The organism is Sphingobacterium sp. UBA5789, from assembly GCF_002418355.1.
In the GTDB taxonomy this organism is placed as follows: domain Bacteria; phylum Bacteroidota; class Bacteroidia; order Sphingobacteriales; family Sphingobacteriaceae; genus Sphingobacterium.
Genome location: NZ_DIDX01000007.1, coordinates 745,051 through 757,187, shown reverse-complemented (window position 1 = coordinate 757,187; position 12,137 = coordinate 745,051). Strand labels below are relative to the sequence as shown.

12 protein-coding genes are annotated in these 12,137 nt (G+C 37.5%); 2 read left to right on the top strand and 10 right to left on the bottom strand.

Features of this window, described 5'->3' with window-relative positions; translation table 11 throughout:
* Positions 1-116: 116 nt before the first annotated feature.
* On the bottom strand, positions 117-659 hold the full coding sequence (locus tag B4B65_RS20710) for a hypothetical protein (protein WP_293918497.1): 543 nt from the start codon (positions 657-659) through the stop codon (positions 117-119).
* A 202-nt stretch (positions 660-861) separates the two neighbouring features.
* On the opposite strand from B4B65_RS20710, the gene B4B65_RS20705 reads away from it, so the two are divergent.
* Positions 862-1,596, top strand: a complete 735-nt coding sequence (locus tag B4B65_RS20705) for a class I SAM-dependent methyltransferase (RefSeq protein WP_293918495.1) — start codon at positions 862-864, stop codon at positions 1,594-1,596.
* An 83-nt stretch (positions 1,597-1,679) separates the two neighbouring features.
* Here the strand turns inward: B4B65_RS20705 and B4B65_RS20700 are convergent, their stop codons facing one another.
* Together B4B65_RS20700 and B4B65_RS20695 are read right to left on the bottom strand one after the other, a co-directional pair.
* Positions 1,680-2,474, bottom strand: coding sequence for a (Fe-S)-binding protein (locus B4B65_RS20700; protein ID WP_293918493.1), 795 nt, complete (start codon positions 2,472-2,474; stop codon positions 1,680-1,682).
* Positions 2,475-2,488: 14 nt separating this feature from the next.
* The gene (locus B4B65_RS20695) at positions 2,489-3,784 is read right to left on the bottom strand and encodes a 4Fe-4S dicluster domain-containing protein (protein WP_293918491.1); all 1,296 of its coding nucleotides are present in this window, start codon (positions 3,782-3,784) and stop codon (positions 2,489-2,491) included.
* A gap of 297 nt (positions 3,785-4,081) precedes the next feature.
* On the opposite strand from B4B65_RS20695, the gene B4B65_RS20690 reads away from it, so the two are divergent.
* Entirely contained in the window at positions 4,082-4,405 is a 324-nt protein-coding gene (locus tag B4B65_RS20690; RefSeq protein WP_003005210.1) for a hypothetical protein, read from the top strand.
* A gap of 268 nt (positions 4,406-4,673) precedes the next feature.
* On the opposite strand, the gene B4B65_RS20685 is transcribed toward B4B65_RS20690, so the two are convergent.
* From B4B65_RS20685 to B4B65_RS20655, 7 genes are all read right to left on the bottom strand, one after another.
* The gene (locus tag B4B65_RS20685) at positions 4,674-5,249 is read right to left on the bottom strand and encodes an OmpH family outer membrane protein (protein ID WP_201678227.1); all 576 of its coding nucleotides are present in this window, start codon (positions 5,247-5,249) and stop codon (positions 4,674-4,676) included.
* Between the two features lie 111 nt (positions 5,250-5,360).
* Positions 5,361-5,894 (bottom strand): OmpH family outer membrane protein, encoded by a 534-nt coding sequence (locus tag B4B65_RS20680; protein WP_201678228.1) that lies wholly within the window; start codon positions 5,892-5,894, stop codon positions 5,361-5,363.
* A 74-nt stretch (positions 5,895-5,968) separates the two neighbouring features.
* On the bottom strand, positions 5,969-8,545 hold the full coding sequence (gene bamA / locus B4B65_RS20675) for an outer membrane protein assembly factor BamA (protein WP_293918487.1): 2,577 nt from the start codon (positions 8,543-8,545) through the stop codon (positions 5,969-5,971).
* A gap of 117 nt (positions 8,546-8,662) precedes the next feature.
* On the bottom strand, positions 8,663-9,400 hold the full coding sequence (locus B4B65_RS20670) for an isoprenyl transferase (RefSeq protein WP_293918485.1): 738 nt from the start codon (positions 9,398-9,400) through the stop codon (positions 8,663-8,665).
* 22 nt (positions 9,401-9,422) lie between these two features.
* Entirely contained in the window at positions 9,423-10,286 is an 864-nt protein-coding gene (locus tag B4B65_RS20665) for a DUF6089 family protein (protein ID WP_293918483.1), read from the bottom strand.
* Positions 10,287-10,340: 54 nt separating this feature from the next.
* Complete coding sequence (locus B4B65_RS20660; RefSeq protein WP_293918481.1) at positions 10,341-11,225, bottom strand: NAD kinase; 885 nt, start codon at positions 11,223-11,225, stop codon at positions 10,341-10,343.
* Between the two features lie 74 nt (positions 11,226-11,299).
* Positions 11,300-11,962 (bottom strand): CBS domain-containing protein, encoded by a 663-nt coding sequence (locus B4B65_RS20655; protein WP_293918479.1) that lies wholly within the window; start codon positions 11,960-11,962, stop codon positions 11,300-11,302.
* Between the last annotated feature and the right edge of the window lie 175 nt (positions 11,963-12,137).

The following is a 12,137-nucleotide window of genomic DNA, read 5'->3' as shown; positions in this document are numbered from 1 at the left end:
AGCAAAAGTGGGATTAAATAAGGGTGGATGTTATTTTGATATTAAATAAACCGTTACAATTAAATGGGAAAATAGTACGTAATAGTTTGTTTCGGCAATATGTAACAAAATCTTATTTAAGAATATTGCCAGAAGCCGGCTATTACTTCTTCGGATATATTGTTTTTATACAGGTATAGTCCTCCATACATAAAAACATAGTCAGATTCTTCAGCATATCCTTCTTCTTCTATCTGTAAAAGGAAGGAATAATTATCCTTTTCCAACTGTTCATAATAATAACTTTTGGGTTGAATAAGACGAGGCTCTCCTCCAGCTTTTAGAAATAAAAAATCACTTTCGTTTACTGCGGAGTACTTACTTATGGAATGAATTCCAAGTGAGGAAATAGCCTTATCTGTTCTGTCTCCCATTTCCGAGTATTCATGTTCTATTACCTGTATAGCTATATTGGGATAAATATTGTTTTCTAAAAGCACATCAAAATTACTATGTATAAGTATAGAAAGCATTTTATCTGGTTTTTCCGGGTGATGGATAACAGCATAGAATTTATAATCATCAGGAATATTGTTTTCGATTATTTCAGGAGGTTTGCCTCCTATTCTTGCATTTAGATTGTTGGTATATGTTAAGCAAGATGCATAAAGTTCCTTCATAATAGTTATAATATCTTTTAATCTGATTTAGAGCTTTGTTGAGTATTGTAGCGGAAATAAAAATATTATCTCTTTATTTTTCATTTTCTGCACCTGATTTACTCCAAATTCATATTCTAATTTAATGAATTTAAGCAGTTTTTTAGAAAGATTAATATGCAATATTTTGTTATTTAGACATGTCAAAAAACAAAAGGATATTATGAAACAAAATATTTATGATGATAACAGATTCTTTGATGAGTATGGAAAAATGCCTCGTTCTAAAGAGGGGTTGCAAGCTGCCGGAGAATGGGATGTTTTAAAAACAATGTTTCCTGATTTTGCGAATAAAGATGTGCTTGATCTGGGCTGTGGATATGGCTGGCATTGTATATATGCCAGTCAAAAGGGAGCAAGAAATGTAATTGGAGTCGATCTCTCTGCAAAGATGATCCTTAAGGCAAAGGAGAATTCTGCGGGACTCGATATTTATTACCGGCAGATGGCCATTGAAGATATTGATTTTGCACCGGAAGAATTTGATATAGTAATAAGTTCATTAGCTCTTCATTATATAAAAGACCTGGAGACTGTTATGCAGAAAGTGAATCATTTTTTGAAAAAAGGCGGGAGTTTTATCTTTTCTATGGAACATCCGATATTTACAGCCCGAGCGGAGCAGGATTGGTATACGAATGAGCAAGGTACACGCTTGCACTGGCCTGTTGATCATTACCAGCAGGAAGGTAGAAGAAATACAATGTTTCTTGGGCATGAGGTTGTCAAGTATCACCGAACAATGGAGACTTTGTTAAATGGAGTCATAGCCGCTGGATTTACGATTAACCGAATAGCAGAACCCAAGCCTTCAGAAGTCCTACTAGAAGAATTTCCTGAGATGAAGGATGAATCCAGAAGACCTATTTTTATTCTTATTTCCGCCACAAAGAATTAAAGGATTGAGTATCCGTGTAAGTAAGTAATTGTTTGAGAAAATAGCCTGTATAAAAGAGGCAGCTCTTTCGAACTGCCTTTGTTTTATAGTTTATTTGCTTTTACCGTGATTTCTGCGATATCCAGAACCTGGATTTCCGTTTCTTTGTCTTTTATTTTGACACCATCGCGAAGCATGGTCATACAGAATGGGCAGGCAGCCGCTACTATCTGTGCTTCTGAAGCTATGACATCCTCTATTCTTTCAATATTAATGTCTTTATTTCCCGGTTCGGGTTCTTTAAACATCTGAGCTCCACCGGCACCACAGCAAAGACCATTGCTGCGGCATCTTTTGAGTTCTACAAGCTGGCTGTCAAGTACTTCAAGAACCTTACGTGGAGCTTCGTATACTTCATTCGCTCTACCCAGGTAACACGGATCGTGATAAGTGATTTTCTTTCCCTTAAACTCATGTCCGTCACTTGGCTTTAATTTTCCTTCGTCTATCAGAGACTGAATCAGCTGGGTATGATGTATAACTTCGTAGTTACCTCCCAATTGCGGATATTCATTTTTAAGGGTATTGAAGCAGTGTGGACAGGCTGTTACGATTTTTTTTATTTCATAAGCATCGAGTACCTGAATATTAGTCATTGCCTGCATCTGAAACAGGAATTCATTTCCGGCACGTTTGGCAGGATCTCCTGTGCAACTTTCTTCAGTCCCCAGAATGGCATATTTGAGTCCCACATGATGCAGAATCTTACATATATCTCTGGTGATACGTTGCGCACGTTCATCAAAACTTCCTGCACAGCCTACCCAAAATAATATTTCCGGAGCTTCGCCTTTACCGGCCAATTCGGCTACAGTAGGTATGTGTAATTGCTCTTCCATAGTTGTTGAATGATTTATTGATTCGCCCAGTTTGCTCTGTCAGCCTGTGCATATTTCCAGGGAGCACCATTGTTTTCCAGATTACCAAACATGGCATTGATACTGGAAGGAGCCTGGGATTCTTCCATGACAGCATACTGTCTGAGGCCCATAATGATTTCTAATGGATTAATGTTTACCGGGCATTGTTCTACACAAGCATTACAGCTTGTGCAAGCCCATATTTCTTCTCTGCTTATATAGGTGTCCAAAAGAGACTTGTTGTCCTCTGCAACGCTACCGTTCTTGTCTATATTCTTACCCACTTCTTCCAAACGGTCTCTTGTATCCATCATAATTTTGCGTGGAGAAAGGAGTTTACCCGTCATGTTTGCCGGACATGCTGAGGTACAGCGTCCGCACTCCGTACAGGTATATGCGTCCAGGAGATTCTTCCATGTGAGGTCTTGTACATCTTTAACTCCGAATCTGGAAATTCCATCAGTAACCGGAGGAGTAAACGAGGGATCAAGCATAGCTTTGACTTCATTGGTTACTGAAACCATATTTTCGAACTTGCCTTTAGGCTCCAGCTTGCTGAAATACGTATTGGGGAAAGCCAGTATGATATGCAGATGCTTTGATACAGGCAAATAATTCAGAAATAGTAATACACCTATGATATGAAACCACCAGCAGCTTCTTTCAATGGCTATCAAAGCAGAGGGACTATCCGGTAGAATACCCATTAACCAGGAACTAACCGGAAACGAACCCGCCTGATGATAGTGACTCACACCTGCCAGCTGAAGCTTGTGGTCTGCTGCATTCATAAAAAGAAAGGCTGCCATCAGCAGTATCTCTGTAATAAGAATCAGATTAGCATCTGTCTTTGGCCAGTTATTCAGTTCCTTTTGTTGCAGGCGCTTTATCTTTAATACATTTCTGCGGATAAAAAAGATAACACAGGCTGCTAATACACTAAATGCTAATAATTCGAAAGCATAGATCAGGAAATTATAAAAACCGCCCATAAAAGAAAGTACACGATGTGTACCGAAGATACCATCGATTATAATTTCTATCATCTCAATATTGATAATACAGAAACCTGCATATACAAAGAGATGGAGCAGGGCAGGAAGAGGTTTTTTGAACATTTTCTGTTGTCCAAAAGCAACCAATAACATGGTTTTCAACCGTTCACCCGGACGGTCGAAGCGATCTACATTTTTTCCCAAACGTATATTGCGCCATATCTTACGGGCATTGCCCGTGAAAAAAACTATGGCCGCAATAAAAAGAATACTAAAAATGATTTGACTGATCATAACTGTTCAAAATCAGGTGTAACACAAATATAGAATAAATTAAATACTATGCTTGCATAATATTTAATTTATAATGGTTAAAAATAAAAGCCAACTGCATGTATGATTTGTAAACATTGAAAAATAAAAACAAGAATATATGAGAAATAGTTTTGAGATATGGATTTGAATCTTTAGTTTTGAATATTATTTTTAATGAGTCTAAATAAATATAACAAAGTATCATAAAGACTCCTATCGTTAGGAGATACTGTTTAGGAAGACTTAATATAGTAGAGACAAAAGATATTTAAGCATATGTGTCAATCCATTTTATTGAGTGAAAAAGGAACTACGCATGTAAGTCTGTGCAATAAGTGTCAAACCTTTTACATTTGGCAATCTTCATTTGTATTGACTTTTACAAGACGTCAGTTTGAGACTTTTGTAGAAACGACATTAAGTCAGGGTAACGATCATTGTTTTGTGAGTTTTCCTGATGGTGAATTCAGACTATTATTGAATACACCATGTCCGGAGATTGTTTTCAATTTCAGAAAAGAGGAATGGGATGACTTTGTAGAGGCTCTGACAGAATCATTTTATATGCAGGAAGTATATAGTATGATAGAAAAGTCTTAAAAAATTAAGTCCTGGGCTGCTTTTTTTATCATCGTGAGTGAGTTTTACAGTATCCAGGCACAAATGTTCAGCACAGCTTCCTTACTTATACTGATCTGATTAAATTGTTGTTTTCTCTCTCTCTTTGCAACAATTAAATAAGCACTAGGATGAGTATTTAAGTAGGGGGGATGGCGCTGAGAAGGGTAGGTTGGTAATTGACAATAGTTCTAAACAAAAAAGACAGCTCATATTTATGAGCTGTCTTTTTATTATAAGGTTTTCCGTCTTATTTTTTTGCCGGTGTTGTTGCTGCTGCAGGAGCTGCAGTAGTAGAGATTCCTAACTTAGATTTTACCTCAGTAGTCAAATCATCACCACCTGCAAAGTAAGGAATATTAGTGCTTGAGATATCAAATACGTAAGCATAACCTTTTGCTTTAGCGATATCGTTAACTGCAGTCATTACTTTTCTTTCGATCGGCTGGTACAATTCTTCTTGTTTTTTACCAACTTCTTCCTGTGCTAAACGTTGTACTTCATTGATACGGGTTTCGATATCACGAAGTTGTGTACCTAAGGTATTCAATTCCGCATCAACAGTTTCTTTGTTAGCTTCGCTGCGGTTGCGCATTTTTTCGTTTGCATCAGTTTGTTTCTTTTGGTATTCCGCATACATACCTTGCAATTCTTTAGTTTTGCTGTCATTCAACGTTTTAAGTTGATCCTGAGCAGCTTTGAATTCTGTAGTACCGGAGATAATATCTCCAAAGTTAATATGTCCGATTTTTTGTTGAGCATTTACCAATTGAGTTGAGAAAAGCAATCCCGCTGCCAATGCTGCACTTTTTACTAAATTTTTCATTCTTTTGATTTTAATCTTTGGTCTTATCCAATTGTGGGAATAAGATAATTGTTTATTTTTTTAAAACTATGATACCTTTTAATTGCACGTCGCAATGATAATAAAAAAAACTTATTTTACAAGCGCTGCGTCTGGTTTAAATCCTAATTTAGTAATGACTTCATTACTTTTATCCAGTTTTGGATTTGCATACAGGAATGTCACTTCATTTCCTTTATCCAATACGATGTCTAAGCCTTGATTACTGGCAAGATCCTGAATAGCTTTTGCTACCCGATCCTGAATAGGTTTGATCAGACGGATACGTTGCTGATAAAGCTCACCTTCATATCCGAATTTCTGACGCTGAAATTCTTTAGCTTCTTTTTCTTTCTTAACGATTTCATCTTCTCTACGGCGACGCATGTCCTCGTTAAGTAATACCTGATCGTTTTGATAAGCTTTATACAATTTTTCGATTTCACCGTATTTGGCGTCTACCTGCTCCTGCCATTGTACAGAAAGGTCATCCAATTGTTTTTGTGCGGAAACATATTCCGGAATATGTTTTAGAATATATTCCGAATCCACATATGCGAAACGTTGAGCAAATGTAGCAGTCGTAGCCAACGTTAAAAAGGCGATAATAGCTATTATTTTTTTCATTTTTATCTAGATAAATCGTTAAACATTTCTCTTTGTTGTTATGGACAATATTTATTCCAAAAAGTTTAATGGAATTAAAATCCTCCCATATTTTGCATGATACTAAACGTGAAGTTTTGTTTCCATGAACTTTCAGGTAATCCAGGGATCGGGTCAAATGCATGACCGTAGTCAATACCTAGCATACCAAAGATAGGTAAGAAGATACGTGCACCCACACCGGCAGTACGTCTTACTTTGAATGGATTGAATTCACTGAATTTGTTCCATGTGTTACCTGCCTCTGCAAATGCCATTACGAATACTGTAGCCTGATCATTTAACATTACAGGGTGTCTCAGCTCGATCTGGTATTTTGTATAGATTGGGCTACCGGAGTTGATGGCAATCTGCTGGAAATTGTTAGGTGTACTCTCCGGAATAATTACACCATTGGCATATCCTCTGAGTGCAATAATCTCAGAACCCTGAAGAAAGTCAAATCCTTGCATACCGTCACCCCCAAGTTTGAAACGTTCGAAAGTAGAAGTCTCTGTCTTGTTGGTGTAATTTCCTAAGAATCCGAATTGAGCCTGAGTTTTCAGGACCAGTTTACCTGCAATTTTGATATACCACTGTGAATCAAATTTCCATTTGTGGTATTCTGTCCATTTGTATTTCTCTTCCTGAGGAGCTGTTTTGTAATTGATGTTGTTCCATGCAGAGTATGGAGGCGTCAACTGAACAGAGAATTTGATGTTTGAACCTGAAGTCGGATAAATAGGGGCATCCACTGAATTACGACTGATTTCCTGTGTGATGTTCATATTGTACGCTGTACCGTTTGAGAATAGGAAGTAGTTACCGTAATTCTGTAATTTGTAACGTTGGAAAGACAGTGAAGTGTTGATCTGGAAGTAGTTATCAGGCCATTCCAGGCGCTTACCTAATGTTGCCGTTACCCCTGTCATCCAGATACGTTGTAATTCGGAATCCCTTACCATTTGCTCTCCTGTATAGTAGTTGAATCCACCATATGAAGAGTTAGATGTATAGGCACTTAATCCAAAATAAATAGGCTTTTTACCACCTAACCATGGATCTGAGAATGAGAAACTATAGGACTGGTAACGTTTACCTGACGTTTGTCCACGAAGGCTTAATTTTTGTCCGTCCCCACGAGGCAATGGTTTCCATGAACTTTTGTCAAAGAAATTGCTGGTAGAGAAGTTATTAAAGGTCAAACCTAAGGTACCAATGATCTGTCCAGCTCCATAACCTCCTGATAGCTCTACCTGATCGGAAGGTTTTTCTGCTACATTGTAAAGCACATCTACTGTACCTTCAGCATGGTTAAGATTAGTTGGTACAGGGTTTGTTTTCTGTTCATCAAAGTTACCAAGCTGTGCAATTTCACGTACACTTCGCATAATCAGATCTTTTGAGAATTTCTGACCCGGCTTAGTATATATTGAGCGTAAGACAACTTTGTCATTTGTTACATCATTTCCTTTAACGATTACATTATTGATCGTGTACTGAGCTCCTTCGTACATACGGATCTCCAGATCAATTGAATCATTATATACTCTGGTCTGAACAGGATCTACTGAGAATGTCAGGTATCCGTCATTCATATATAAGGAAGAAATGTCATCACTGTTACGTGTAGGACCTGAAAGTTTGGTTATTAACTTTTCTTCACTGAATACATCTCCCTTTTCAATACCAAGGATCATATTCAATACAGAATCTGAATATTTAGAATTACCAGACCAGCTGATATTACCTACATAGTATTTCGGACCTTCGTAGATTTCCATGTCAATTGTTACTTCATTGGCATCGAATTTTTTCACCGAATCACTGATGATTTCAGCGTCACGGTATCCCTTGTCATGTAATTTGGCTACTAATTTTTCTTTAGCTTCCTTGTATTTTTCATCTTTGAATTTACCTGGTCCGAAGATCCGGTACCATTCTCTTTGTTTTACCCCTTTCAGCGCCTTTCTCAATGCACGTTGTGAAAACTCTTTATTTCCAGTAAAAGTGATCTTACGGACTTTCACTTTTTTGTTGCGCTGCACGTCTACCACAAGAATCTCATTGTTTACCTGTGCAGTATCTTTCAGCGTTTTTGTCGTGATATCAGGATATAAATAAGCTTTTTCTCTCAGGAAGCGTTGTATGGTAAAACGAGTTGTATTGATTAGGTTCTCATTTACGATTTTACCTGTGTTGCTGTTGAGACGTTTCCGAACTTCTTCTGTCTGGCTTTTGCTTAGACCATTGATATCAATGCGGGTCAGACGCGGACGTTCCTGCACTCTGATGTTGAAGAAGATGTTGTCTCCGTCTACACGATCTGCATATAGCTGTACATCATCAAACAGACCCTGAGCCATTAAATTTTTAATTACATTGGCTGTAGCATCACTTGGTACTTCGATATGCTGACCAACAACCAGTTTGGAAATGGTGATTAATACATCATTGTCCAGGTATTGTGTACCTGTGATTGTAACACCGCCAATTACATAATCTCTGGGAGTCAAATAACTAATTTCATCAGGGTTACTTAAATTAATTGGTTTATTGCCGGTGATTTGCGCTTGGGCAGAATAGGAATAAACCGAAGAAATAAAAGTTATTAAAAATACTATACGCTTCATCTATGAATTTTTATCGATGCTAAAGTACACCAATCTGTTGTTAAATTTTGTTAAAAGAAAATATTGCTAAATTATTATCTAACAATGGTATTTTGCGTGCAAAGTTAAGAATTAAGATTATAATTGTTCACTTGTTTTTCCGAATCGTCTTTCCCGTTGCTGATAGTTATAAACACATTCATAAAGATCTTCCCTGGTAAATTCTGGCCACATTTTTGGGAGAAAACTCAATTCAGAATAAGCAATTTGCCAAAGCAGGTAATTGCTGATACGTTGCTCGCCGCTTGTTCTGATCAACAGATCCGGGTCAGGCATATTTTTGGTATATAAATGATTCGCAAAAACCTTTTCATCAATAGCATCAATATCAAGGTTACCTTGCATCACCTGTTTGCAGATTTCCTTTGTAGCATCGACGATCTCTTTTTGTGAACTGTAGCTCAAAGCGAGTGTAAGCACACAAGTGCTATTCTGTGCTGTTAATTCCATGGATTCTATGAGCTTCGCACGACAGTTTTTAGGTAGTTTGTCAATATCGCCAATCGTATTGAGACGTATTCCGTTATCCTGAAATGTTTTGATTTCTTTACTTAGGGTAGTGACCAGTAATTCCATCAGAGCAAGTACTTCTAATTTTGGCCGGTTCCAGTTTTCAGTAGAAAAAGCATACAATGTGAGGTAGGGGATACCTAATTCTACAGCTCCCTCCATAGCTTCCCGAACTGCGGACACTCCGTTCTGGTGTCCGAATATTCTTAATTTACCTAATCCTTTAGCCCATCTTCCATTGCCATCCATAATGATAGCAACGTGCTTAGGCAAATTATTACGGTCAATTTTATCTTTGATATTCATGTTTTTATTGAATTGTGCTGGCTTACCACCAGTAACATTTTTGGCTGATAAAGGTATAGGTTACCGTCAAACCAAAAGTCATATATGCGTCATGCGGACGACCATCTCCGCGAAGTTTCCCTTTATTTGCTTCCCAGTTACCGGATCTGTCTGCGAGACTTTCCCAGACAAGTGGATCTATCTGTTGTTCGATCCCTTCTTTCATACTGGTCGCATAGTTTCTGTTTACGTTATCAATATTATCTGACAATACTACCCGATAATTTAATTCTGCTCCTACACTCCACGGGCCTTTGATATTGTATTTAAATCCTGCTCCAAATGGTATTGCAATTGCAAATTTACTGTATTTTCCGGGATTATTAGCCGCATCATATTCCAATTGCAGATCGCGGAGATCATATTTTTCTCCTGTGCTGAATTTGACATACGGGTTGTGATAGATGGCTGCTACTCCTGCAAATATATAGGAGGTGTATGCCAGTTTATTTTTGCCGGGAACAAATCTGAAGAAATTGAACTCGCCAATTGCCGAAATTTCTACTACTTTATTTTGAAAAGCGAGATTCCGCTGAATTTGACGTTCGTTACTGCTATTAGCATCTGATCCGAACAGATGCAGATAATTGATGCCTCCTTTTACTCCCCAGGTGGGATTAAAGTTGTATTTGCCGGTCAGACCGCCTCCGAGACTTCTGAAATACAGCGGATTGCCGGGGTTGATATCCCCCATATATCCTGTTGTTCCCAGATTGGCACCTAATTCCCATTGCTGGGCAGAAAGGTTACAAATTGGGAAAAAACAAATTAGGACTAATAAGCTATAGAAAAGTCTTTGCAAAATAGTTTTTTTGCGGTAAAGATAATGTATTTCAATCAATAGCATTGTATAAAAAGTTGTTAAAATACATTAAAACAAAAGGCAATACCTGATAAACTCCTAATAATTCCGCACATCTATTCCCCACAGCAACTTTTCTCTTAAGGTGCTGAAATAGCCTTCTTTATCTAACCGGATAAGGTTAATAAAGAATGGAGCCTTTTTTATTTTCAGTTTTGTAGTAGTAGAAAGGGTGACACTCTGTGAGTCACAGCTTAAGATGTATTTTCCGGTACGGCTTTCAATTTCCAGATCCAGCTCAAAATCTGAAGAAATAACGATCGGTCTTACATTCAGATTATGGGGTGATATAGGAGTAACGACAAAATTGCCACTTCCGGGCATAATAATCGGACCACCACAGCTTAGCGAATATGCTGTAGAGCCCGTAGGGGTAGCAATAATTAGTCCGTCTGCCCAATAGGAATTCAGCAGTTCACCGTTGATATGGGCATTGACCGTAATCATGGCTGAACTATCATATCGAAAAACGGTAATATCATTTAATGCGAAGTTTTTTCCTTCAAAAAGTTTTTCTTCATCAGACTCTACGGTCAGCAATGCGCGTTTTTGCAACGTGTAGGCATTATTGAGAATCTGAACAAGTGCTTTTTCGATGTCTGTTTTGTTGATGGTGGCTAAAAAACCAAGGCGTCCAAAATTAATACCTGCAACAGGAAGACCTGAATCCTTTATAATAGAAACCGCTGAGAGCATAGTCCCGTCTCCGCCAAGACTCAGCATGAACGCTACATCTTTGGGGATATCTTCATGACTGGTAAATGTGATTAGATTATCCGGGCAGGCAAATTTACTTTTTAAAAAATCGTAGAAATCTGCATAAATGCATATCTCCAGTTCCTTTTTCTTTAAAAAGTCAAACAATTGTTGTACATACGACAGAACCGAAAGGTTAAATTCTCTTCCGTAAATCGCTATTTTCATACTTACTATATCTGTAGCAATTCAGTATTGCTATTTGTAATTTTTTTCAAAGATGAGAAAAAAGTACGCTAATACTAAATATTGAGGTAATTCATAAGCAGATCGTACCGCTGTTGCATGTCATTTTCATCATTACCATCATTAAATGTCGCTTTTACAACATAATCAAATCTCCAGAGTGTGGCCACTAATGATGAAATATTCGTTTTGTTGACTTTTATTGTCAATTCAAGTTTGGATGAATCTGGTAATGTTTTTACTGCGGTACTCAGGATGCTGGCATTATCCGATTCTATAATATGAGCGATATGCGACAACGCATTATCTTTAGCTCCTATTTCCAGTACGATTATCGCGCCGGTTTCATTATTGGATTGTAAACTGTTAAGGGCCTGCAGTACATCTTGTGCTGTAATTACGCCCACATAACGATTGTCTTTATTCAGAATAGGTAGCAGCTCTGTTTTATAATTTGTCAGATACAGCATTGCATCATAAACGTGCTGATATTCATAAAGATACAGAGGGGCAAGATTCAGTTTGAGGTTTTTGATAATATCTGTTTCATCTTCATGATTCAGAAGTTCATCTTCACTAATCATTCCGATGTATTCTTTATTTGAAACAACGGGAAGATGAGACAGGTGAAATTCACCTATCTTGTCTAAACCCTTCTGAACAGTGTCTGAAGGACTGACTTCGCAGAATTTTTGAGATAGTATTTCACCGATGTACATATGCCGTGTTGCTTTTCAATATTAAACACTCAAAAAAGGAAAACGTTTAATCTTATCGTGGTATTTGTACGAAGTTAAGCAATATGTGAATATATGCAAATAGTAAGAAGAGTATTTATATGGTATTTAAAATTTATGTGACGATACAAAAGAGCGTTGGATTTTCACTATTTTT